The sequence below is a fragment of the Delftia sp. PE138 genome (assembly GCF_018320755.1).
Taxonomy (GTDB): domain Bacteria; phylum Pseudomonadota; class Gammaproteobacteria; order Burkholderiales; family Burkholderiaceae_C; genus Comamonas; species Comamonas tsuruhatensis.
In genome coordinates this window covers 437,506-458,716 of record NZ_JABEPN010000005.1, presented here as the reverse complement: position 1 = coordinate 458,716, position 21,211 = coordinate 437,506, and the positions used below count along the sequence as shown (strand labels likewise).

Annotated in this window: 25 protein-coding genes; 4 read left to right on the top strand and 21 right to left on the bottom strand. The window is 69.0% G+C overall.

Features of this window, described 5'->3' with window-relative positions; genetic code table 11:
• The first annotated feature begins 34 nt into the window (after positions 1-34).
• Positions 35-448: a helix-turn-helix domain-containing protein gene (locus HFGMBDPB_RS19620; RefSeq protein ID WP_212646052.1), complete on the top strand. Its 414-nt coding sequence runs from the start codon at positions 35-37 to the stop codon at positions 446-448.
• Complete coding sequence (locus tag HFGMBDPB_RS19615; RefSeq protein WP_212646051.1) at positions 448-1,755, top strand: type II toxin-antitoxin system HipA family toxin; 1,308 nt, start codon at positions 448-450, stop codon at positions 1,753-1,755. The genes HFGMBDPB_RS19620 and HFGMBDPB_RS19615 overlap by 1 nt, the downstream gene beginning before the upstream one ends.
• Positions 1,756-1,781: 26 nt before the next feature.
• Here the strand turns inward: HFGMBDPB_RS19615 and HFGMBDPB_RS19610 are convergent, their stop codons facing one another.
• From HFGMBDPB_RS19610 to HFGMBDPB_RS19585, 6 genes are all read right to left on the bottom strand, one after another.
• Entirely contained in the window at positions 1,782-1,988 is a 207-nt protein-coding gene (locus HFGMBDPB_RS19610) for a helix-turn-helix transcriptional regulator (protein WP_012204496.1), read from the bottom strand.
• Between the two features lie 42 nt (positions 1,989-2,030).
• Positions 2,031-2,279: a hypothetical protein gene (locus HFGMBDPB_RS19605; protein ID WP_212646050.1), complete on the bottom strand. Its 249-nt coding sequence runs from the start codon at positions 2,277-2,279 to the stop codon at positions 2,031-2,033.
• Positions 2,280-2,300: 21 nt separating this feature from the next.
• Positions 2,301-4,277, bottom strand: a complete 1,977-nt coding sequence (locus HFGMBDPB_RS19600; protein ID WP_212646049.1) for a replication endonuclease — start codon at positions 4,275-4,277, stop codon at positions 2,301-2,303.
• A 4-nt stretch (positions 4,278-4,281) separates the two neighbouring features.
• Positions 4,282-4,686 carry a hypothetical protein gene (locus tag HFGMBDPB_RS19595; RefSeq protein WP_249343549.1) on the bottom strand — a complete coding sequence of 135 codons (405 nt, stop codon included), beginning with the start codon at positions 4,684-4,686 and terminating at the stop codon, positions 4,282-4,284.
• Positions 4,687-4,843: 157 nt separating this feature from the next.
• Positions 4,844-5,167 carry an Ogr/Delta-like zinc finger protein gene (locus tag HFGMBDPB_RS19590; RefSeq protein WP_012204500.1) on the bottom strand — a complete coding sequence of 108 codons (324 nt, stop codon included), beginning with the start codon at positions 5,165-5,167 and terminating at the stop codon, positions 4,844-4,846.
• A gap of 61 nt (positions 5,168-5,228) precedes the next feature.
• Positions 5,229-5,450, bottom strand: a complete 222-nt coding sequence (locus tag HFGMBDPB_RS19585; RefSeq protein WP_224986487.1) for a hypothetical protein — start codon at positions 5,448-5,450, stop codon at positions 5,229-5,231.
• Positions 5,451-5,536: 86 nt separating this feature from the next.
• Between HFGMBDPB_RS19585 and HFGMBDPB_RS19580 the strand changes: the two genes are divergently transcribed.
• Positions 5,537-5,869, top strand: a complete 333-nt coding sequence (locus tag HFGMBDPB_RS19580) for a helix-turn-helix domain-containing protein (protein WP_012204502.1) — start codon at positions 5,537-5,539, stop codon at positions 5,867-5,869.
• Positions 5,870-5,917: 48 nt separating this feature from the next.
• Here HFGMBDPB_RS19580 and HFGMBDPB_RS19575 read toward each other — a convergent pair whose 3' ends face one another.
• The 10 genes from HFGMBDPB_RS19575 to HFGMBDPB_RS19530 form a co-directional block, all read right to left on the bottom strand.
• Complete coding sequence (locus HFGMBDPB_RS19575; protein WP_244386491.1) at positions 5,918-6,919, bottom strand: contractile injection system protein, VgrG/Pvc8 family; 1,002 nt, start codon at positions 6,917-6,919, stop codon at positions 5,918-5,920.
• Entirely contained in the window at positions 6,919-7,359 is a 441-nt protein-coding gene (locus HFGMBDPB_RS19570) for a phage tail protein (protein ID WP_012204504.1), read from the bottom strand. The genes HFGMBDPB_RS19575 and HFGMBDPB_RS19570 overlap by 1 nt, the downstream gene beginning before the upstream one ends.
• A gap of 11 nt (positions 7,360-7,370) precedes the next feature.
• Positions 7,371-10,208, bottom strand: coding sequence for a phage tail tape measure protein (locus HFGMBDPB_RS19565; RefSeq protein ID WP_212646046.1), 2,838 nt, complete (start codon positions 10,206-10,208; stop codon positions 7,371-7,373).
• Positions 10,209-10,321: 113 nt separating this feature from the next.
• Entirely contained in the window at positions 10,322-10,438 is a 117-nt protein-coding gene (locus tag HFGMBDPB_RS19560; RefSeq protein WP_012204506.1) for a GpE family phage tail protein, read from the bottom strand.
• Between the two features lie 8 nt (positions 10,439-10,446).
• The gene (locus HFGMBDPB_RS19555) at positions 10,447-10,806 is read right to left on the bottom strand and encodes a phage tail assembly protein (RefSeq protein WP_012204507.1); all 360 of its coding nucleotides are present in this window, start codon (positions 10,804-10,806) and stop codon (positions 10,447-10,449) included.
• Between the two features lie 68 nt (positions 10,807-10,874).
• A complete protein-coding gene (locus HFGMBDPB_RS19550; protein WP_012204508.1) occupies positions 10,875-11,384 on the bottom strand; it encodes a phage major tail tube protein in 510 nt (169 codons plus the stop codon).
• A 63-nt stretch (positions 11,385-11,447) separates the two neighbouring features.
• Positions 11,448-12,641, bottom strand: a complete 1,194-nt coding sequence (locus HFGMBDPB_RS19545; RefSeq protein WP_016450710.1) for a phage tail sheath subtilisin-like domain-containing protein — start codon at positions 12,639-12,641, stop codon at positions 11,448-11,450.
• A gap of 56 nt (positions 12,642-12,697) precedes the next feature.
• On the bottom strand, positions 12,698-13,192 hold the full coding sequence (locus HFGMBDPB_RS19540; RefSeq protein ID WP_016450711.1) for a hypothetical protein: 495 nt from the start codon (positions 13,190-13,192) through the stop codon (positions 12,698-12,700).
• Positions 13,192-13,584: a hypothetical protein gene (locus HFGMBDPB_RS19535; protein WP_212646045.1), complete on the bottom strand. Its 393-nt coding sequence runs from the start codon at positions 13,582-13,584 to the stop codon at positions 13,192-13,194. The genes HFGMBDPB_RS19540 and HFGMBDPB_RS19535 overlap by 1 nt, the downstream gene beginning before the upstream one ends.
• A 305-nt stretch (positions 13,585-13,889) precedes the next feature.
• Entirely contained in the window at positions 13,890-14,195 is a 306-nt protein-coding gene (locus HFGMBDPB_RS19530) for a hypothetical protein (RefSeq protein WP_212646044.1), read from the bottom strand.
• Positions 14,196-14,788: 593 nt separating this feature from the next.
• Between HFGMBDPB_RS19530 and HFGMBDPB_RS19525 the strand changes: the two genes are divergently transcribed.
• On the top strand, positions 14,789-15,127 hold the full coding sequence (locus HFGMBDPB_RS19525) for a hypothetical protein (RefSeq protein ID WP_212646043.1): 339 nt from the start codon (positions 14,789-14,791) through the stop codon (positions 15,125-15,127).
• A gap of 106 nt (positions 15,128-15,233) precedes the next feature.
• Here HFGMBDPB_RS19525 and HFGMBDPB_RS19520 read toward each other — a convergent pair whose 3' ends face one another.
• Genes HFGMBDPB_RS19520 through HFGMBDPB_RS19500 form a run of 5 tightly spaced genes read right to left on the bottom strand, consistent with a single transcriptional unit; the run spans position 15,234 to position 21,207 of the window.
• Positions 15,234-15,773, bottom strand: a complete 540-nt coding sequence (locus tag HFGMBDPB_RS19520) for a hypothetical protein (protein ID WP_074923274.1) — start codon at positions 15,771-15,773, stop codon at positions 15,234-15,236.
• Positions 15,770-18,886 carry a DUF4815 domain-containing protein gene (locus HFGMBDPB_RS19515; protein ID WP_212646042.1) on the bottom strand — a complete coding sequence of 1,039 codons (3,117 nt, stop codon included), beginning with the start codon at positions 18,884-18,886 and terminating at the stop codon, positions 15,770-15,772. The genes HFGMBDPB_RS19520 and HFGMBDPB_RS19515 overlap by 4 nt, the downstream gene beginning before the upstream one ends.
• Before the next feature lie 10 nt (positions 18,887-18,896).
• The gene (locus HFGMBDPB_RS19510; protein WP_012204516.1) at positions 18,897-19,382 is read right to left on the bottom strand and encodes a BW3TFN family phage tail fiber component; all 486 of its coding nucleotides are present in this window, start codon (positions 19,380-19,382) and stop codon (positions 18,897-18,899) included.
• Between the two features lie 2 nt (positions 19,383-19,384).
• On the bottom strand, positions 19,385-20,365 hold the full coding sequence (locus HFGMBDPB_RS19505; protein WP_212646041.1) for a phage tail protein: 981 nt from the start codon (positions 20,363-20,365) through the stop codon (positions 19,385-19,387).
• Positions 20,362-21,207, bottom strand: a complete 846-nt coding sequence (locus HFGMBDPB_RS19500; protein ID WP_236884674.1) for a baseplate assembly protein — start codon at positions 21,205-21,207, stop codon at positions 20,362-20,364. Before HFGMBDPB_RS19500 ends, HFGMBDPB_RS19505 begins: the two co-directional genes overlap by 4 nt.
• Positions 21,208-21,211: the final 4 nt, after the last annotated feature.

Sequence of the window (21,211 nt, the reverse complement as noted above, 5' to 3'; positions counted from 1 at the left end):
ATGATATTTTGAATGCCCTGGCCAGGAGAACACCATGGACCACCTGTTGCAACTGCCCGATCAGCTTGCGCTGCACCTGAAGTCGCTGCGCAAGGCCGCTGGCGTGAGCCAGGCTGAACTGGCACAGCGGCTGGGCGTGTCCCAGTCGCGTGTGGCGGCGATAGAGCGTGACCCGGCCGCCATCAGCGTGCGCCAGCTGATGGAGATCCTGCAGCTGCTGGATGCCGATCTGCTCATGCGGCCCAGGGCGGATGCGGTGGTTTCTCCTGCGTCTGCACCTGTGCCTGTGCCTGTACCTGGACCTGCTGCGTCGAAGGTTGCCGAGCCCGCTCCACAACCGTACGCGGGTGACAACGTGCCCCGCAAGCCCGCCGACCGCCCCGTGGCCTTCAAGCCGCAGGCGCTGCCGCCGCACTGGCAGGACCGCAAGCCGAAAGGGTCCTGGTGATGGCGGCGCTGGGCGTCTGGATGAATGGGGAGCGGGTGGGCACCTGGGAGGTCACGCGCACGGGCCGCCATGTGTTCGCCTATGACCCGGCCTGGCCGCAGAGCGCGCATGCGCGGCCGCTGTCACTGTCCATGCCCTTCACGCGTGACCTGACGGTGGCGGGCGAGGTGGTGGCCCACTATTTCGACAACCTGCTGCCGGACGGCGAGGGCATTCGCCGGCGCATTCACCAGCGCTTCGGGCTGCGCGGGGCCGATGCGTTCTCGCTGTTGGAGGCCATTGGCCGCGATTGCGTGGGTGCCGTGCAGCTGCTGCCCGAGGGGGCCGTGCCCGACGGTTTTGACCAGGTGCGCTTCGAGCCGCTGAGCGAGGCGCAGATTGCAGAGCACCTGGCCAGCCTGGGTGGCGGGTTTGGCGCGCTGGAGGTGGACCAGGAGTTCCGGCTGTCCATCGCCGGTGCGCAGGAGAAGACGGCGGTGCTGCGCCATGGCGGCCAGTGGTGCCGCCCGCTGGGCGCGACGCCGACCACGCATATCCTGAAGCCGGCCATCGGCGTGGTGCCGCACTGGCACTACGACCTGAGCGAGTCAGTGGCCAATGAGTGGCTGTGCGCCCGCCTGCTGGCCGAGCTGGGCTTTGCCGTGGCCGACAGCAGCATCGAGACCTTTGGCGGGCAGCAGGTGCTGTGCGTGGAGCGCTTTGACCGCGCCCGGACGGCGCAGGGCTGGATTGCGCGCCTGCCCCAGGAAGATTTCTGCCAGGTGCGCGGCGTTGCCAGCGCCAACAAGTACGAGACCCACGGCGGGCCCGGCATGCTGCAGTGCCTGCAGGTGTTGCAGCATGGCAGCGAGCCTGCCCAGGATTGCGCCCGCTTCGTGATGGCCCAGCTGGCGTTCTGGCTGCTGGCGGCCACGGACGGGCATGCCAAGAATTTCTCGGTGTTTCTGCAGCCGGGCGGCGGCTATGAGATGACGCCGCTGTACGACGTGCTGTCGGCCTGGCCCATCATCGGCCATGGCCACGGCAAGATTGCCCGCCAGCGCGCCAGGATGGCCATGGCCCTGCCGGGGCGCAGCCGCCACTACCGCCTGGCCGAGATCCAGCGCCGCCACTGGAAGGCCTTGGCCGAGACCACGCGCATCGCAGGCCTGTGGGAAAGCATGGTGGAGATGGTCGAGGCGCTGGACGGCGCCATAGCCCGGCTGCAGCCGCGCCTGCCGGCCAGCGTGCCGCAGCCTATGGCCCGGCAGATCTTCGACGGGGCGCGCGCCCAGGCACGGCGCTTTCTTGCGGGCAGCGATCACTGAGCGCACGGTGATGGCCTGGTGCCAGCTCACCGGCGCCCCTCGGCCCAGGCTTTGACGTCGGCCATGCGCCAGTAGCGGATGCGGCGGCTGGCGTTGATGAAGGGCTTGGGAAAGTCCGGGCGCTTGGTCAGGCGCGCGGTGACGTGCTCGCGGCTCAGGCCCAGGTAGTTGGCGATGCCCTGGGTGTCCAGGCGCGGGGCGCTGTGAAAGAGTTCCATGTTCTGTTGCGTCATTGCGGTGTTCTCCGATGTCGTGTCCGGTGCTTGGGTGCTTGATCAGGCTTGGCGCGGCGTGATGGACTTGCCTGCCTTCTTGCGCTCCACGCGTTCAACTCGCTCGACTCGCAGAACGGGCCGGCCGCTGGCCAGCAGGGCGCAGGCCTGGGCGTGGCTGGCGCTGGCCGCCTTCAGGCGCAGCACGGGCAGCAGGCGGGCGTCGGCCAGTTGATCCAGCTGCGTGGCGTCCACGCCGTGGGGGATGAGGGTGGCGCGGTAGCTGCGCAGGGCGGTGATGTTGTGGTGCATGGTGGGTCCTCCTGGGGTGGATCAGCTGGAAAAGAAAGGGTGGTTGGATGGCGTGGCGCCGGATGCGGGGCGGTGCAGCACGGAATGGGGCACTGAATCGGCACCCGAATCGGGCCCGGCCGGGTTGGCCCGGTCCTCGCGCTGGTGCCCGCCGCGGCCGATGAGGGCGCGCAGCGTGTGGCCCGTGAGCCGGGCCGTACAGTTATTGAAACCAGTCCAAGCGCGCGCCAGCGGCGCGCGGGCGGGCAGGGCGGGCGGGGCCACGTCGGCGACCTCGGCGCTTTCTGCACCTTGGGTTTCCTGGAACTCCAGCGTGGCGCGCGCCACGCTGCGCCAGGCGATGCGGCGCGAGACCAGCCACTGGCCGCGCCGGGTTTCCAGGCCCACCACGCGGCCGCAGCCGGGCGCGATGGCCTCGCCGTATTGGTTGACGGCGCCGGCGGGCACGGGGCGGCGTGCCATGCGCAGGTGCCAGCGGTCGCGGGCCAGGCAGTGGCCGCCCATGGCTTCCATGTAGCGGCGCCAGTCGGCGGGGATGTCGGGCCCGTGGCGGTGGCTGGCGCCCCAGGCCTTCCAGCTGGCCTTGTCGCCGTCGATGCGGATCTGTTCGACCTGGTCCTTGCTGACACGGCGCAGCTCGCGCCAGACGCAGACGCTGGGCATGCCCACGGCCTGGAACTGGCGAATGCCCCAGCAGGCGGCCCAGGCGTCCACGCGGCAGTGGCCGGGCATGCCGCCCTGCTCCACATCCCACAGGCGGCCCTGCACCACGTCGAGGTGGTCGGCCAGGGCCGCATGGCCCACGCTCTTGGCGATGTACTTGGCCACGTAGCCGGCAGCGCCGCCGCCGGTCATGCGCTTGACGTTGACGCGGTTGCGCTGGGCACCGCGCTCGTCGCCATCTTCGCTGAGCCACCATTTGCGGATGGCGGCCTCGATGTGCTGGGCGTGCTCCTCGCACTCGGCCCAGACCAGGGCGTGCCAGTGCGGCGTGGCGTCATGGTGCGGCTCGGCCACGCGGATGCCGTACATGGCGATGCGCTGGCGGCCCAGGTGCGAGCGCACGCGCGCCCACATGGTGCGCAGCCACAGCTGGGCATCGCGCGGCGTGCTGTGGCCGTCGTAATGGGGATTGGGACGCGGCCGGCCGCCGCTGCCCAGCGTGACGGCGTGAAAGCGGCTGGGCGCCGTCAGCGTGAGAAAGAGGCCGACGTGGCTGCGCGCGTCGGCATATTCCTCTGCGCCGCGGATGCGCGTCATCAGCTCGCCGCCACGGATCACGGGGTTGGCCGGCGACAGCGCGGCCAGCTCGGCCAGGGTGAAGACTTGGCCGGCCTCGTTTCGGTAGAGGCTGCGCTCCAGCGCGCGGGCGTTGCGCTCGATCTGCGCAGTGCGCCGGCGCACGGTGGCGTTGCTGGCATAGCCGCCGGCGCTGCGGTTGACGATGCCCAGCTTGACGGCGCCGGCCTCCACGGTGCGCGTGACGTGGCGGCGCAGCATGCGGCGCCACCAGGCCGCGTCCAGCGCGCGGCGGATGGCGGGCTCGCCGGCCAGCGGCGTGCTTTCCTGCAGGCCCAGCATGCGCAGCATCAGCCGCACCAGGTCCACGCGTGCGGCCAGGTCCATGTTCTGGGCCTGGGCGCCGGCGTCGAGCTCACCGACTTCGTCGCTCAGGCGCCTGGCCATCTGGCAGATCTCGTAGTCGTCCAGGTTCCACTCGGCCGCACGGCCGTGGCGGCTGGCAAAGTCGTCAATGGCGGTCAGCGCGTCGTGGCAGGCAGCCCATTCGGGCTGGCCGTTGGCGTGTTGCGCGCCCTTTTGCCAGTCGCCCAGGCCCAGCAGCTTCATGGGCTGCAGCCACTGCGGGGGCAAGGCTTTTTCCAGCGCCTGCATGGCGCGCTGGACCATGTGGGGGCGGGGCTTGTGCTGGTCCCATTGCTGCAGGCTGGCGGTGCGCAGCCTGCGGCCGGTGGATTTGGCGGCGAGCAGGACGGACATGGACTCAGGTCCTCAGGGCCAGCGCGCGCAGCGGCAGCAGGCAGGTGCGCAGCGCTCGGATCTGGCGGCGGATAGCGTCGCGCTCGGGCGGCGGCATTTCGCGCCAGTCGCGCAGGGCCAGCTCCTCGATCTCGCCGTCTATGCCCGCCAGCAGCACCAGGGCCATGCGGTAGTGGCTGGCCAGGCCCGCCCATTCGCGGCTTTCGGCGCTGCCGCAGCGGCCGTTGGCGCAGCGCTGTGCGGCCTCGCGCTGCAGCTCGCGCAGGCGGGTGCGGCAGTCCTGGACGCTCAGGCGCTGGTAGGCCTCGGGCAGCGCGGGCGGGTCCACGGGCCGGTATTCGGGCGCGGGCGCATCGTCTGCCTGCAGCAGTCGCATCAGATCGGAAAGGCGCAGGTCGCCGAGCTTCATGGTCTGTCCAGGTCGTTTCAGGGTGAGCGCATCCCGCAGGGCCTTCATGCAGGCTCCGCAGGTTGCGGGAAAGGGGGTGGGGTGGCGGCGGTGCAGGCGGGGCTGCCCGCGCGCCGGGTGGGGCGCCGTCAGGAGCGGCGAAGGCGCCCCGGCCGCGCTAGCTGCGCGCGCCTTCGCTGGATTGGGCGGATTCGGCCGCCTGGGCTGCGCGGTGCGCTGCGCCTTCGTATTGCGAGGACGGCATGGCGTCCAGCTGGGTCTGCAGCAGCTTGCGCTTGATGTGCGTGCTCATCGGCAGGATCACCATGGGGTTGGGGATGGCGCTGGGGCTGATGGTGCGGTTGATCTCGGTCACCGCCGAGAACACATGGCCGCACTCGAAGTTGCGGCACTGGAAGATGGTCTCGCGGCTGGTGCTGGTCAGCTGCAGGCTGGTGCGGGTGTAGGCGTGTTCGTTGCAGTGGGGGCACATCATGCGCATGGCAGGCTCCTGGGGGCAGTTGGGATCGAAGACAAGGCGGTGAACAGGGCGGCGCGGGTGGCTATCGCGCCTGATCGGCCTGGGGCAGCGGCGGCATCTGCTGCTCGTACTGCTGCATGCCCATGCGGTACAGCTTCAGCGCGAAGTTGGAGGCGCTGCGGCTTTCACGGCTGGCATAGCGGGCGTGGCGTTCGCGTTCGGATGCCGTCATGCGCAGTGGCACGGGCCTGTCATGAAGCACCGGATCCGCAGGGATACCGGGCACGGCTCTGGGGGAGTGCATGGCTGTCATGTAGTATTTGGGATGGTTTGGATGGTTTGGTTACACGCTGACTGCATCATTGCTCGAAATTTCGAGCATGTCAATTGATGAATAGAAGAAATTTCGATCACATCGGTGAAAGGCTGAGGCAAGAGCGTCTGCGTCTGGACGTGGCGCAGCTCGCCATGGCCGACGCCTGCGACGTCTCGCGCGGCACCCTGGCCACCTGGGAGAAGGGCGAGCAATCGCCCAATGCGGCTGCCCTGGCCGTGATGGCGGGCCTGGGCGTGGATGTCCTGTATGTGGTCACGGGCCAGCATGCGAACGCATCGGTCCAGACCCTGGCGCCCGACGAGCGCGAGCTGCTCGATTGCTACGGCCGGGCCGACGATTCGGGCCGCGCCGCCATCATGGCCGTGGCGACCCTGGCCGCGCGCTGAACGGCCTGCGCCGGCCGCTCCAGGACGTGCTCTACCCGCCCCTCTCGCTCACTTGGCGCGTGTCTCCAGCGTCAGCTTGGAGGTGAAGCCGCCGTCGCCCAGTTCGTGCTGGATCTTGACGACCAGCCACGGCGTGTCATCGATCTCTGCCTTGAATCCCTGCAGCTTCAGCGGCGTCTGCGGCATCAGGTCGGGCCGCGCCAGCGCCAGCTTCAGGCCCATGGTGGCCTTGGCGCGGTTGATGCGGCCCATCTCGGCCTTGGCGGCGGCCTGCGCCTCGGCCTCGCTGCCGTAGGTGTCCTTCAGGCGCTTTTCGTTGTCTTCGGCGCCCTGCGTGGCACTGCGTTTTTCGGCGCGATCCGCGTCGTTCCAGTACGCGCGAACGCCGCTGTAGTCGTTGCGCGCGGCCGTGTGGTAGGCGTGGCTGTCGCCCTCGGCGCGCGTGAGCGTGGCGGCCTCCACGGTCTGGCCGGCAGCGGTGATCTTGCTGTCGATGGCGATGAAGGCCAGCTTGCCCTTCTTGACCGTGCACACGGCATCGTACTGGCGCGCCAGGCGGCTGCAGAAGTTCAGGTCGCTTTCGTGGGTCTGGTCGATGTGGTCCACGCGCAGGTTCTCGAACTGCGCGTCCACGCGCACCTGCAGGCCGTTGCGCTGGGCGATGCTGCGCACGATCTGGCCCAGCGTGCTGTTGTGGTAGCTGTGCTCGGAGCGCGTGCGCAGCTGGCGCTTGAGCTCGGCCGAGCGCGCATGCACCACGATCCTGTCGGGCGCGCCCTGGTGCTCCACCTCGTCAACCTCGTAGGTGCCCTTGTCGACCAGGCCATGTCCGGCCCAGCCCAGCTTCAGCGCGATCTTGGATCCCTTGCCTGGCAGGGCCAGGCGCCCATCGCTGTCGTCCAGCGTGATGTCCAGCTTGTCAGCCTCTTCGCCGCGCGATTCGGACAGCGTCAGGTTCATCAGCCGCGTGTCCACCTGGCTGGTGATGTTGCGCCCGTCCAGGACGATCTCGTACTGGGGCTTGGCGTGTAGGTATTCCTGTGTGGCCATCAGATCCACCATTCCCAGAAGTCGTCATCGGGCCAGGGATCGACGCCGCCGCCGCCTTCGGCCAGGTGGTCGTCCACGCGGGCCAGCTTGAGATCGAACTCGATGCGGCGCGGCTTGCCGCCCGGTGTGTAGTGCGTGCCGGTCTGCTGCAGGCTCTCGATGACCCAGGCGCCCAGGATGCTTTCGCCGCCCACCAGGGCCCATGCCTTGCCCTGGTCGGCCATTTCGCGCAGGTCGTCCAGCGACTTGGCCGTGCCCCGGAACTCGGGTGCGAGCACGCCGGTCAGGCCCAGCGTTTCATCGCCTGGGCCCAGCGACTGGCGGGCGGGGCGCGCGCCCACGCGGCTGTTGCTCGGGTGGCGCCAGGTGCTGCTGCGCACCAGCTTGTCGAATGCCAGTGTGTCGATGCCGAAGGCAAACTGGCCCAGTGTGATCAGCATGCTCATGCTCCTCAGTCGATGTCCGACAGCTGCGACAGCACGCTGGAGCGCCTGGCCATGTCGCGGCGGTCCAGCTCGGCGGCCACGGCGCGGGCAATGGCCTGCGCATCCTGGCCGGGCGCAGCGTTGACGGTGATATGGATGGTGGCGCCGGCCACCGGGGCCGGTGCCGGCGCGGGAGCAGCGGCGCTGGCCAGCGGCGGGCGGCTGTCGATGCGCACGGCGCCCGTGTCGGCCAGGGCCGGCATGGCGCCCGTGGCCAGCGTGGCCGCCGTGGCTGCGGCCGCGACACCCTGGCGCAGTGCGCCGGCGCGGCCCTGGTCGGGTGCCGACGCATCGCCGGACTTGAACCACGAGCCCACCGACGAGGCCAGGCCGCTGATGCCCTTGCCGGCCAGGTCAGAGACCACGCCGAACAGGCCGCCCGTGGCGCCATCGAGGCCGGCCTTGCCGGCCTCCAGCAGCGTGCCGCCGACGCCCTTCCAGTCGCCGGCCTTGAAGGCGGTGGAAAGGCCGTCCCAGTTCTGCATGATCGAGCCACCCGCACCCATCAGGCCACCTGCGAGCCGGCCCATGGGTGTCATGCGCACCAGGCCCATCAGCGATGCGGCTGCACCACCCAGACTACCGCCCAGGCCACCGCCGACGGCACCCAGGCCGGCGCCCAGCAGGCCCATGACGGCGCCCGCTCGGCCCTTGCCTGCACCTGTAGCTGCGCCTGCACCGCCGCCGAAGATGCGGCCTGCAGCGCGGCCCGCGCCGGCCAGGGCGGTGCCTATGCTGCCCATGGCAGCGCCGCGGCCCATCATGGCCAGCGACAGGACCACGGCGCCCAGCCCGCGCCTGAGCACGCCCGCAGCGTTGCTGGCCATGCGCATGCCTCCCGACAGCAGACCCATGGCTCCGCCACCGCCGCTCATCATGGACAGGGACAGGACCACGGCGCCCACGCCGCGCCGGAGCACGCCCACGGCGTTGCTGGCCATGCGCATGCCGCCGGCCAACAGGCCCATGGCACTGCCGCCGCCGCCCATCATTCCCAGCGACAGGACCACGGCCGCCAGGCCGCGCCTGAGCACGCCCAAGGCGCCGCTGCCTGCGCCCATGGCCGCGCCCAGCAGGCCGAACACGGTGCGCGTGAGCAGCAGCGGCGCCAGCAGGCCGAACAGCACGCTGCTCACCACGCCGACGCCTGCGATCAGCAGGCCCAGCACGGCCACGATGCGCAGCGTCCACTGCACGATCTGGGGATGCTCCTTGACCCAGGCACGCATGCCTTCGGTCATCTCGCGCAGAGTGCCCAGCACGGCCTTGAGGTCGGACTCGATGGTCGAGCCCATGTCGCTCAACAGGCCGTTGTAGCTGTCCTTGACGGACTCGTATTGGGCCGAGACCGAGTCCTTCAGGATGGCCACGCGCCCATCCAGATCCGCCTGTGACTTGAGCTGGGAGGCGATCTGCTGGTAGCCGCCCGGGCCCTGCTGGATCAGCGCCTCCAGGGCCTTGCGCGTCTGCGCGTCGCCGCCGGCCAGCTTGTCCAGCGCAGCGGCGCGCAGCTTGTCGCTGCCCAGGCTCTGCAGCTTTTGCAGCTGGGCCATCATCTGCTCGGTGCCGCCGAACTGGCCGCTGGCGTCCTTGAAGTCCAGCGACACGCCCTGGCTCGCGAGCATCTTGTTGACCTGGCCCAGTTTGGCCGGGTCCATGGAGTTCTTGACCAGGCTACCGACGGCCTTGCCGGCGGCTTCGCCGCTGATGCTGGCGTCGTTGAGCATGAGCAGCAGCGGCGCGAACATCTGTCCCGACCTTGCGCCCTGCTGCCCCAGCTGCGGCAGGGCCTTGCCGATGGCGTCCAGGCCCTTGACCATGCCTGTGGGGTCCAGTCCCAGGTGGGAGGTGCGCTGCACCGTGTCAGCCAGTGCGGCCATGTCGCCCGCGCTTGCGCGGGTGGCCTGCTGCAACTGCGCCGCAAACTCGCCGGCCTCCTTGGCGGGCATGTTCAGCACCGCGCCCAGGTTGGCCGCCTGCCGGGCCACGCCGCCCAGCACATCCTGCGAGGATACGCCCTGGCGCTGCAGCTGGTTCATCATCGCGATGTAGTCGGCCGTGCTGCCGGGCATGTCGGTGCCCAGGCTCTTGGCCAAGTCCAGCACCTGCTGGTAGTCGGCGCCTGGCTTGCCATTGCTGCCCGCCATGGTGGCGCGCAGCTGTGCGGCGGCCTGGTCGTCGGTCATGAAGGCCTGGCTCACGGCGCGCACGGGCGCCAGCATCTTGCCGCCCGTCTCGCGCAGCGCCTGGCCGCGATCGGCCAGGGTCTTGCTCTGCTCGCGAAGGGCGTCGATCCTCTCCAGCCGCTGGGCGGCCGGTGCCACCACCTTGCGCTGCTTTTCCATCTGGGCCGTGGTGGCGCGGATGTCGTTGTGCAGCTTGCGCTCGTGCGCGGACAGGTTGCCCGTGTCCACGCCCGCGCCGCGCAGGCCTTCGCGCATGTCCGTCAGGCGCGATCGCTGCGTGGCGCGCAGCAGTGCCAGGCGCTCTTCCTCGACCTGGGCCGAACGCAGCGCGCGCAGCATGGCGCGCGAGGGCTGCTCGCCCGCGCCCGATTCCAGCCGCAGCTGGGCCATCTGCTGGCGCGCGCCACGCAGCCGTGCCGTGGTGTCTGCCAGGCCGCTGCGCAGCGCGCGGTAGTCGCCCAGCTGGGTTTGCTGCTGCTGCAGCTTCTTCAACTGGTCGACCGTTTCCTTGAGTTCCCGGGCCGTGTTGCTGCTGGTTCTGCCCAGCAGCGCCAGGGGCTGGTGCACGCGCTCGGCCTGCTTGAGCACCTCGTCCAGGCGCAGGGTGTCAACGGCCATGGAGGGCTCCCTGGCCGGTGCGGTGTTGGCGTTGGGTGGAGGTCATGGGCAAGGGGCGTGCAAGAGAGGGGCGAGAGGCGGGCGATGGAGTGGAGGTGGTGCTCAGTCCTGGCTCAGTCCTGGCTTTCGTAGCGCTCGCGCGCCCGTTCATGCCATTGGCCGAGTTCGGCCAGCGACATGTCCTCCATGTCCGCCGGCCGCCAGTGGAAGACCATGGCCAGGTCGGCCATGGCGTCCTCTACGCGCTCGGGAATTGCTCCCTCTGCGCCTTCGGCACCAAAAAAGAGGCCACCTCCGTACCCAGGGTCACCAGGTCGGCGGGGTCCAGCTGCAGCACCTCGGCCTTGTGCAGCATGGGCTCGGTCACGCGCGGCAGCAGGGTCTGCAGCGCGGTCACGTTCATGTGCAGCAGCTCGACCAGCGACAGGCCGCGCAGCGCGCCGGCATTGGGGCGGCGCACCAGCACCCGGGCCAGGTCGCCGCCGGGGCGCTTGAGCGGCACGTCGAGCGTGATCTCGCGCGCATCGCCCGATGCGAGGGCGGCCGCATTGGCGGCAGCCTGGTTCTGGAGGTCTTCCTGGGGCTTGGTGGTGTCCATGGTGTGTCAGCGTTCGGGTGAAGAAAAGAGGAGGACCGGGCCGGCCGGCCCGGTCAGTTGAGCCAGGCTCAGATGCCCAGCGCGGCGCGGACCTGGGCGAGGCGGTCGATGCCGTTGACGACTTCGACGAAGTTGACCGGATCGATCTCGATCAGCACCTGGCCGTTGATGGACAGGCGGTAGTAGCTGACGGCCAGCTTGTACTTGATCTCGGTCTTGTCGCCGGCCTTGGCCTTGCCGGGGTCGAACTCCGAGAAGCGGCCACGCATGACCACTTCCAGCGAGTCCACGCCTTCGCTGTCATCGCCCTGCAGGGCGCCGGCGAAGCGCAGCAGCACGCCGTCGTGGCGCAGCGTGCCCCAGGTGGAGATCAATTCCTTCATGTAGCCGGCAGCGGTCAGGTCGGCCTCGATGGCCTCCATGCCGAAGTCCAGGCTGACCTCGCCGTTCATGCCGCCGGCGCGGTACTTCTCCATCTTGCGGGTGAGCTTGGGCAAGCCCACTTCGGGCATGTCGCCGATGTACGAGTTGCCATCCACGAAGGTGGCGAAATTCTTGAGAGAGCGGGGCAGTCCCATGGTGCTTTTCTCCTGTGTATCCGGTGTGTTCGGTGTATTGGGTGTGTCGGGTGCGGCCGCCGCTTACTGGCCGGTGCCCACGCGCAGGGCGAAGTCGGCGAAGTAGCGATCGGTGATGCGCTGGCGAAAGCCCAGGTCCTCCAGCGGAGGCACGGGCGTGTAGTCGTAGTCCAGCACCAGCTTGCCGGCCTTGAGCGTGGCGGTCTCGTTGACCGTTTCGTCGTACCAGGCCTTGCCGTCCAGGATGTAGCCCAGGGCCTTCAACTCGCGGAACTTGGTGTTGATGCCTTCCAGGATGTCCTTGACCAGGCTGGGGTGCATGGGCTTGTCCACGGCCCAGAAATGCGCCTCGGCCATGGTGTCGGCCAGCACCTGCGCGGTGCGCACGCTGGACTCGAAGCGGAACAGCTCGCTGTCCGTGCAGGTGCGCGAGCCCCAGAAGCGGTGGCCCTGGCTCTGGATCAGCGTGGTGATGCCGGCCTGGTTGAGGATGCCGGCCTCGGTATCGGGACTTTGCAGGTCCCAGTGCACATCGCGCGAGATGCCCAGCACGCCGGACAGCGGCACGTTGGACAGCGTCTTGTGCCAGCCCTGCTCCTGGTCGATGCGTGCGCGCAGGCCCAGGGCGTAGGCCACGGGCGAGGCGTCCTGCACGGCGGCGGTGGACAGGTCGAGTGCCTTGAAGCCGGGCCACAGCAGCATCAGTTCGCGCTGGCCGAAGTGCTCGCGGTAGGCCTGGGCCTCGGCCACATCGTTGCCGATGGCCGCCGCATACGCAAAGCCGCGCAGCTTGATGGCCACGGACGCCAGCGCGTCGGTCACGGCCTGGCTGTCCAGGCCCGGCGCACCCAGAATGCGCGGCTTGACGCCGAGCTGTGCCTGGGCCGCCAGCAGCGCCTGCAGGCCCGTGTACTGGTTGCCGGCGGTGGTGCCGATGACCTTGGCGTCCTGGTCGGTGCGGCGCTCGGCCTCGGTGGCGCCTTCGCCATCGGCCACGCGCACGACGACCAGCACCGGGCGGCACTGCTCCTTGATGGCGTTCAGCGCCTGGGCCAGCGTGCCCTTGGTGCCGGCCTTGCCGATGGCCGCATCGACCTTGGTGACCAGCACCGGACGGTTCAGCGGGAAAGTGGCCGCATCGGCGTCGCTGGCCGTGGCCACGAGGCCGATCACGGCCGTGGACACGATGCGGATGGAATTGATGCCTTCGCTCACTTCCGTGACGCGAATGCCATGATGGAACGGGGCTGTCGCCATGGTGTTCTCCGGGTTGGGGGTGGTTGGGCCGTGGGGCTGTCGTCAAAAAGGGGTGGTCACGGCTGTTCGTGGGCTTGTACGGGGCCGTCCAGGATCTCCTGGGCACGCCCCGCGGCGATGAGTCCGAAGGCCTCGAACCGGCGCAGGCTGTCGGCCAGTTCGGGGTCGTCAAGATCGAGTTGCCGCGCCTGCTCGATGTCCTTGAGCAGCGAGCGCAGCGTGGCCGCGTTGAGCCGGTCGGCCTCGCCCGCCTCGGCACGGTCCACCACGGCCCACTCCAGCGCCGTGCGCTCGACCACGGTGAAGCGGCGGCGCAGGGCGTGGGGGGTAATGTGGCGGGGGGCGGGTTCGCTGGCTGCAGCGGGGCCAGCCTGGTTTTCAGGCAGCGCCTGCGCCACGTCTTCCCAGTGCGTGCCGGTCCAGCGGCGGCCGAGCACCGAGGTGTCGTAGCGGGGCAGGGGGAGCAGGTCGGGAGCGTTGAGCTCGGCGTGGGTTTCGGTGATGGCGAAGGCCACGCCGGCGGGGGTGAGCTGGGCGTAGTGGTGGGGCATTACTTGAACTCCACCACCTGGATGTCCATTACGCCTGCGCTATATAGGTTGTAGTCCGAACTTGAGTAATAGTTCGCACAGCGTAGCGTTGTGGTGTTGATGATTTCGCAATCGAACCTGACGGTGCCGGAGTTGGGTGTCGTTTGGCGTATCAATACTATGGTTCTCTGAGGATTGATGGCCGTAATGGTGACGTCCGAGTAATAGGGCGTACCACTACCAGCAGCAGGTTGAACTCTTATTCTCTGTATGCTCTTGAGCGCAGTGCTGTTGCTGAATTGGTTGCTCAATCCTGCGATTTCATTGCGCGCAGCCGCCAATGCATTACTCAGCGCAGCAATCTCCGCCCGTGTCTTCACCAAGTCGGCACTGATGACGGCATCCAGGCTCATGCAGGCACCTTTGCGCAAGCTGCGGCGTTGGCGGGATCGACAGTGGTGGTTTGTGTCATGCTGAAGTTCATGCAGCGAAGGCGGCCTGGTTGTCCTTGCAGGGCTTGGCGCCTGCCGCCTGCACGGCCGCTGGCGCTGTGCCCGGGTTGCATTGATGTTCTCGCGGCATGGGCATGGGCGCCAGCGACCTTGGCTGTGCCGGAGGGCTGCACAGAGGCTTGGTTTGGCGCTGGTTCGGGGTGCCGACCAGGAAAGGAAAAGCCCCGGCTACTCAACGGGCGCCGGGGCTTTTGCAGGTGGATATGTCAGGGGCGTTCGCCGGGCTGGACGGGTGCCCCGAGGATCTCGCTAGCGCGGCCTGATGCGATCAGTTGCAGCTCCTCGATCAGCCGCACGCCGGTAGCCACATCCGCATCGTCCAGGTCGATGAAGCCGGCCTGCTCCTGGTCCTTCAGGCAGGCGCGCAGCATGGCGGCATCCTTGCGCTGCTTCTCGCTGGTGTCGGCACGGTCCACGGCAGCCCATTCGATGGCCGAGCGTTCGGCCAGGGTGAATCGGCGGCGCAGGGCCAGCGGGGTGATGTGGCGTGGGGCAAGGTCAGGTGTGGCCACCGGTGGCATGAACAGTCCCGTGTCGGCGTCATGGCTCCAACCTGTTGCGGCGCTTTCGCATGGCAGCCATCCCGCGATTGGCTGCGAGGATTCCACGACGTTTTGTACGACCCCTTGAGAGACTAGTGCGTAGAGCATCAGTATTCCTCCACGATGATGAGGCCACCGGTTCCAAGGCCTCCGGGGGCATTCCTATCTCCGTATCCACCCCCGCCGCCCCCGCCGGCACCGTAGCCTGTTCCATCGCCTCCCGCCGTGTAATGTTTGCCACCGGCTCCGCCTACGCCGAACATTGAGCTTCCACCTCCGCCACCACCACCTGCTACGGCGCCTACGCCAGTGCCGATACCGTAGTAGGGAATGTTGATCGTTGGGAAGCCTGGCGCACATCCTTGATAGCCAGCGGTTCCGCCGCTTCCTCCGCCAATAGCTTGTGGAAATTGAAACTGGTCTTTTTGCCACCCATTCATGGCCCCGCCCCCAGCTGTTGGATTCCTGTCCCAGGATCCAGCAGACCCGCTGCCACCATTGAGCCCACCCAGTGCTCTTAGAGGACCAAATGTGGTGCTGTTACCGCCTCCAGCTGCACCCACTTGGTAGTCAATATTTCCGGAAAAAGTGATCCGAGCGCCTGCTATGCACATGCCGGCGCTGCCACCGCCGCCGCCAATCCCGTAGGTGCCCATCGCACCCATTCCTCCATTTCCTCCTGGGCCTTGCAGCCATATCAGTTGGTAGGTGCTTTGCGCCAACATGGTATGGATTCCGGCGCCAGTCGTATATCTGGTCGTGCGCAGAGGCTTGCCTGCAGTCCGCTGGACTTGTTCCAGGCTCTTGACGTCGAGCTCAAGGGCCTTGACCTCTCGCTCAAGGGCTTTGACAGCCGTGTGAGTGACGATGTCGATACTCATCGCATCACCTCGCTGCCTTGATGTCGCATCTCCGCGTTGGATTGCCCCTGGCTAAAGATGGCGACCGCTTGCCGACTTGTCTTGCGCCATTGCAGATGCTCGGCACGGTACGTGATCACACCAAAGCTCATCCCTGTACCTCCGTGGCATTGACCCCCGATACCCGCCCCGTGGCGGCGTCGTAGGCATAGGTTTCCGTGCGCACGCGCCCGCGGTAGCTGGTCTGCTGCTGGGAGACGCGGCCGGCGCCGTCGTAGCTGACGGCGGTGGTGGCGCTGAAGCCGTTGACGGTGCGCGTGATGCTGCTGATGCGGCCCTGGGCGTCGTAGCCGAAGCTTTCGCTGGTGGCACCGTTGGCCGGGCCCAGCGCGATGTGCTCTGGGTTGAGCTTGACGTTGACGCCGGCCACGCCGTTGACGCTGGCCACCTTGCCGGTGCTCAGCGACTGGACGGCGGTCTCCAGTTGCTCTATGCGGTGAGCCACCACGTCCATGGCGTCCTGCACGCCCTGGGAGCTGGCCTTGGTGTCGATGAGCTGGCGCGCTGCGGTCAGCGCCTGGTCCACGTCCTGCACGGCCTGGCGCAGGCGCAGCACGTCGTCTTCCAGGCGGTTGTCGGGGTGGGGCAGGGGCCAGCCCTGCGCTGTCTTGTCGTCGTGCAATGTCATATCACGATGGCTCGCAGGTTGGTGACCTGGGGACGGGCGCCGTGGCTGCCCGTGAGGACCAGGCGGACACGCAGGCGCTCAGCGCTGATGCCGGTGAGGCGGTAGCTCAACTCCAGCACGCCTGCGGTCTGGGGGCTGGTGCTCAGGTAGGGCACGTTGGTCCAGGCGCTGCTGCCTTCGGCCTGCATCTGCACGGCCAGAGCGCTGCCGGCGGGCAGTACGGCCTCGGCCACGACGTTGAGCGTGACGTTGGTGCCGGCGTTGATGGCGGGGCTGATGTAGTCGCCCGTGGCCTGCAGGCTGCCGGCTACCAGCTGCATGCCCGGCAGCAGGTGGGCTGCGTGGTTGGTGTTGCCAGAGAGCTTGGCGCGCACGGCCACGTTGCCGCTGTAGCGGCTGGCCAATTGCACGGGCTGGCCTGCGGCGGCCTCGAGCGTGGTGCCGTCCTCCAACTGCATGGCGAAGACCAGTTGCGCGTCGGCCGCGGGCAGCATGGCGCCGGCCTGGACCATGAGGTCGGTGGCGTCCTGCACGGCGATGCTGCCCAGCTCGATGGTGCGCGTGTTGGCCGTGTGTTCGGTCGCCAGCAGCTCGAATGCCATGTCGCGTGTCTGGTGCGGTGTCCAGGTGCTGGCGTTGCTGCTGGACAGCAGCACGCCCACGCTGTAGGGCTGGCTGGTGACCCACTGGGCACGTGCGGCGTCCCAGCCGCCCAGCTCGGCCACAGCCAGGGCCGTGGTGTTGTCGTTGGTCAGCACGACGATGGCGTATTCGACACCGGACTCCAGCAACGCAGGTGCCCATTGCGCCTGGGTGGGCTTGGCGCCAGCGATGTCGGCCTGGATCTGTGCGGGCTTGAGCACGCATTCCGCCAGGATGCTGCGCGATGGCACACCGCCGGTGACTTCGCGCAGCTGTACCTGCACATCCTTGTCACCCACGGTAGAGAACCACAGGCGCGTGCCGCAGATCTCCCGGGTGGAGCTCAGCGTGAACGTCTGGGCCAGCGGGTCGTAGATCTGGACAGTGATCTTGGACACGCTGCGTTCGAGCAGTTGGCCCTGGCCGGTGAAGACGGCTTCGGCGTGGCTGCCGGCGCGGCCTGTGAAGCGCACGCTCTTGGTGCCCGAGGGCACGCCCGCCGGGATCTTGAACTTGCCCTTCAGGCCCTGGGCCGTGGCCACGAGCGTGCCGCCTGCCAGCGGCTGGGGCGTGACGGCAATACCACCGAAAATCAACTCGGTGAGGGTTTCGCCCAGCGGGAAATCCAGCCAGAACTGCACCTCGATCTGCCGCAGATGCTCCAGTGCCGAAGTGGACTCGGACAGCAGCTTCTGGGTCTCCGTGGGACGCGCCTGGCTGGGTGTGAGCCAGACCAGGATGGGGTTGGCCCACTGGGTCTGCACGTCGGTCCAGTAGTCCACGGCGGGTGTCAGGGTGGCGGCGCTGGGCAGAACGTCGAAGGCGCCGTATGGGTTGACCAGCATGGTGCCGGTGCGCCCCAGCTGGCCCAGCACGGACACGGCCTGGTAGGGCGTGGTCTGGGGCGTGGTGATGTCGGTGCCGATCTGGTACAGCTTGGCGTTCATGGGCAGTTGCAACTGGCCGCCCAGGATATGGGCGCTCTGGCTGCGCCCCGCATCGCGCAGGCCGTTGTCCAGCATCGGATCCGCAAACAACCCCTTCTTGACCCCGCTGTGCCGCCCCGACACGTCCACCGACAGCCGCAGCTCGGCCAGGTCGGCGTAGATGGTCTGGATGTGGTCCTGGTAGGCCTTGAGGGTCTGCATGGGCACGACGCGCACGGCGTCCTGGTCCACGCGGCGGTTGTTGTCCCAGCTTTGGTAGACCGAGGCCAGGGCCAGGGTGCCGCTGGGGGCGGACGGGACCTTGGGCGACCAGGCGGCGGGCACGCCGGGCACCCATTGCAGCTGGCCTTCGCTGTTGAGCACCAGGCGGTCGTAGCGGCGCAGCGCGTAGTGGTAGCTGACCAGCACCAGGGTGTCCTTGAGCGCGCCTTCCACGGTGAAGCCCGTGGAGTCCACGGCCGTGGGCGTGGCGTTGAGCATGTACTGGTAGGTGACCTGGTAGGTGCTGCCGGGCACGGGCTCGGCGCCCGAGGGGCTCCAGTCGATCTGGCCGCCCACCAGCTTCCAGTCAGTGCCCTGCACGTAGGTGGTGCCGGCCTGGACCACGCTGTCCACGGCCAGCACGGCGTTGTCGGGCAGCGGGTCGGCCGCGCCCGTGAAGCCGCCATGCGTGAGCGTGACGGTCTTGCGGGCCTGCACGCGCACCTGGGGCGTGCCGACGGCGGGCTGGCGGTCGAAGCGGATGCGCTGGGCGGCCGTGCCGGCCGAGGTGTGGGGTTCGCTGTCCACGAAGAACAGGTCGGGCTTGGCCTCGTAGACCAGGCGGCGGCTGGCACCCAGTTCCAGCGGATGGCCGTTGACGCGGGCGGCGCCCTCGCGCACGGTGTAGACCTGCTGGCCGGTGGCCAGGTCCTCGCCCATGATCACGTCCAGGCCGCGCACGACGTAGGTGCCGCCCGCGCTGTCGCGGTCATAGCGGGCCAGGGCCTGGGTGACGGCGTCGATGTTGGGCGGCGGCTCCTTGGGCATGACGGAGCCGTCGATGATGGTCCACACGGGATAGAAGGTGCCGGCCGTGCCGTCACCCTGCGCACCCCAGACCAGGGTCACGCGCTCGCGCAGCGCCCCGGGCTCGCCATAGCCGCGCGTGCCGGCGGCGGGGTTGAGCAGTTCGGGGTCCTGCAGCTCGGTGACGGTGTCGGTCTGCAGGTAGGCGCCCACGTAGACCGTGCCCACGGTGGCCACGGTGAGCGTACCCGGCGTGATGCCGCGCACGGCACCGGCCACGTAGAGCGCGCCGGCCTCGATGGTGGTGGCACCCGTGTCGGCGGAGGTGATGCACTGGCAGCCGCGGACGATGTCGCCCTCCTTGAACAGCACATCGGTGATGCCGCGCAGGCGGTGCTGCTGCATGCTCTGCAGCTCGTTGAGTTCGGCCGATTGCAGCACGCGGTCGGCCGCGAACTGCAGCCTGTCGTAGCGCTTGCCGGCGTCGAAGCGGTCGTAGATCTTGGTCTGGCTCATGGGGTGCCGTTCAGAAGGGGAGGATGATTTCTTCGACCTGGCGCACGCTGCCGCTGCGCAGGATCCGGGGGCGGCGCTCCAGCGTGTACAGCTCGCCCTTGCCGGTCAGCTGGCTGGCCAGCACCCAGCGCTGGCCGGGCGGCACGTCGGTGGCGACCTGGGTGCCGAAGAACACGCCCATCTCGCGCACGTCCTCGCCCTTGGCGTCGTCGAAGCCGAAGGCCGCGCGCAGGTAGACGAAGGTGGTGGGTGTGTCGCTGACGCTGTAGCGCGCGCCGCTGGGCAGCTCGATCTCGCCGTTGTCGTCGGGCCGCGCAAAGCGCACCTCGGTGACCAGGCGGCGGCCGATTTCGTCGACCAGGGCGTTGGCGGTGATGGGTTCGGGCTCGGGCGCGGCGTCCCAGGCGGGCAGGCCGCGGCCCCAGGCGATGTGGATGGTCTGGGCGGCGACGGCCTTGGCGAGGGCGATGCGGCCCGCTTGCTGCAGAACTGCCATGTTCAGGGTTCCTCGGGTTCTTCGGTGGTGGTGGTGCGGGTTTCGAAGGATCGGCGCCAGGGCGTGCTGTCCCAGCGTCCGGTCCAGGTACGGGTGTTGTCGTGCGGGCGCTCGGTGCTGGCCCAGGGGTGCAGGCTGGCCAGGGCCAGCGGTGCGGGCGCCGTCCAGGCGCTGTGGGTGGCCATGGCCTGGGCGGGAATGGGCCGCAGCGGCGCGTAGTAGGCGGGCTCGCCCGTGGTGGTGGCGTTGACTTCGGTGATGCCCAGGCTGGCGTCGATCAGGATCTCGCTGTCCAGCGTCCAGGCATCGAGCAGCATGCGGTCGGCATAGGTGGCGATGGTGGTGACGCGGAACAGCTGGGCCGTGAGCACTCCCTCCGAAGGCGGTGCCTCGGTGCCGGTGCGGCGGGGCAGGCCCTGGCTGAGCTTGACGGGTTCGCCATACGGCGACACATCGATCCAGGTGCCGCTGTCGTTGTCCAGCATGCCGGCGTCCAGGCCCGGGCCGTGGTCCAGCCGCAGCGGGCGCAGGTCGTGGCCGTGGAAGACGCGGTAAAAGCGCACGTGCGCCGGCAGGCTGGCGCGCACCACATGGGCCACGCTGGCCAGCTCTGCGTCGCCGATGATGCGGCCCAGGTCCAGGTGCAGCCAGGCACCATCCTCGTCGAGCTGCGCGCCGTCATAGCCCAGCCAGCCCAGCGCACGTTGCATGGACGCGGCCGTGCCGCGCTCGCGCAGCCAGGGCAGGCCGTTGGCGATGAGGGCGGGTACGTCGTCAAAGTAGCGGTCGAACTGGGCGATGCCCCATTCGGCCGCCAGCCAGGGCAGAAAGGCCGCAGGCTCGCCCTGGGCCGGCGCGGGAAAGGCGCCGGCCAGGCCATCCCAATTCGGGACGACCTGGTCCACGGCCTTCTCCAGCGCCGTGGCGTTGGGCGGCAGCACGTGGCGGCGGGGCGCCGTCGGGATGATGGCGGCGGTGCTCATGCCTGCAGGCCCTCGTCCACCAGCTGTACTCGGCCCAGCACCGGGTATTCGTCGGCGGCCAGCGGCGTGAGCTCGGCCGGGGCCTGGGCGTCGGGGTAGGTGACGCGGGCAATGCCGTCCACATGCAGGCGCGTGGTGATCCACGAGCGCGGCACATCGCGGCCCAGCAGCGCGTAGGCGGCGATCTGGGCGGCCAGGCCGGCCTGCAGGCGCGCCACGATGTCCACGGGCGCACCGGGCTCGCGCAGCAGGTGCGCCGTGATGTCGATGGGGTGCGGGCGCGCCAGCGATACCGACACGGGCACGCCCAGCGGCCGCGCGCCTGGCGCATTGAGGGCCGACAGCACGATGGCCAGGGTCTCTTCGGCCTGTGCGGGCTCGACCAGCCACAGCTGCACGCTCACGCGGCCGGGCTGGGGCTGCGTGGCGATGGCGCTGTGCACATTGGCGCTGGCCGTCATGGCCAGGTGCTCGTAGTGCTCTGCCGTGCCGCTGCCGGCCAGCGCGCGCACGCGCAGCAGGATGCGCTGGCGGTAGCGGTCGTCGCTTTCCCCGGGCAGTCGGGCCACGTCATAGAAGGCGCCCTTGTGGTCCAGGTCCGAGCCCTGGGCGAACGCAATCAGGTGCGCACGCGCGGCATCATTGACGCGCGCCCGGTACAGCAGCTCGCGATAGGCGTGCGCCTCCAGCAGCTTGTTGAGCGGCTCGCTCTCCAGCGCCAGGACTTCGGCGGCCTCCGGGTGGCGCGCCAGCAGATCGGCGCGGTGGGCGTCGAGGATGCGCTCGAAATCCAGCGTCTCGACGACGCCGGGCGGCGGCAGGGCGTCCAGTGCAGGGGTCATGTCT